General features: G+C 57.8%; 2 protein-coding genes. Both read left to right on the top strand.

What is annotated here, in order from left to right; translation table 11 throughout:
- The first annotated feature begins 312 nt into the window (after window positions 1–312).
- A complete protein-coding gene (locus tag CP49_RS47610; protein WP_057852321.1) occupies window positions 313–549 on the top strand; it encodes a hypothetical protein in 237 nt (78 codons plus the stop codon).
- A gap of 80 nt (window positions 550–629) precedes the next feature.
- Window positions 630–881, top strand: coding sequence for a DUF1488 family protein (locus CP49_RS22200; protein WP_057852322.1), 252 nt, complete (start codon window positions 630–632; stop codon window positions 879–881).
- Window positions 882–1,115 lie beyond the last annotated feature (234 nt).

A 1,115-nucleotide genomic window follows, 5' to 3' on the forward strand; every position in this document is an offset into this window, starting at 1 on the left:
ATAGCCGCGGCGATCACGTTTGCTCACGAAGCGGCAGCCGCGCGAGCATAGGACGCATACGCCGTCGAACAGGATCAGGCCGTGCGGCGAGTTGATGCCACCAGGACTTTTCTGGGTCAACGACGATTGACTGCTCCGCCTGCATGGAACAAGCAAACACCCGCGGGACGGCCGGCGCAACAGGGGTGGTCGTCCCTTAGAGCCTGTCTCGAAATGGCTGCCGACATCACTGATGACCGGGTCCCAGCTTGAGCTTGAGCGGTAACAGCACCACCTCCGAGAGGTCGATATCTCCGAAGCCGGAGAACCTTGATGGAGGAGATGCCGCGTAAATCCGCAGCCGAACTTGAGGCCGAGTGCCTTCGGCTTCTGGAGATGGATCCGCACACGCGAGGCATTAAGCGCGTCGAGATAATTCGCATGTACCCTAAAGGAACGGGGCCGAATTGGGCCTACGGCGCGCTTGATCCGATGCCGACGCGCGCAGGCGTGGCCATTGCCCAAACGCTTATCGCGTCGGTCTATGGAAGATGGGCGCTGGCAGATTAATGCGCTCATGCAGTCCTCGCTTGTAGGGGGCCGGATAAACCACCATATGTTAGTCTCACCCCCGTCTGAGGACCATTCTCATGGTTGTTGCTGGCGGCGATTACGTCCATTTCGTGCTGGAGTACGGCGGCAAAATCGAAAAGTGCCGGGTAACGGAGACTGCCCTTCTGAACAGAGAGCGTATGAGCAGAAAGGACGCAGGCTATGCACAGCTCATCGCTATCTTTGTAAGGCACCGAGCCGAGATCGAACATCTCGCTCTCGCGAAGTTGCAGCGGGAGGGGCACTCTGACCGCGGTGTTGTAGTGACCACTGAGGATCTGAACCCTTGATGCAGGTTGGCTGTTCGACGACGCCCTCACTTGCGCAAGCGACAACGTGGCCATTAGCTGTTGAGCGGCGATGACGTGAAAACGGAGAACCCGTATTAACAAGACGCTAGGGCGTTTGGGGTGCTTGTCGGTCATTTGCCTTCCGCAATCCTCAGCCTGCCAGCGTTCGTTAGTCGAAGTCCGCCCGACAATTCCTGTATGTACCCTAGTTGGATCAATCGGTCTTTGTGTTCG

This window comes from Bradyrhizobium valentinum, assembly GCF_001440405.1.
GTDB classification, from domain to species: Bacteria; Pseudomonadota; Alphaproteobacteria; order Rhizobiales; family Xanthobacteraceae; genus Bradyrhizobium; species Bradyrhizobium valentinum.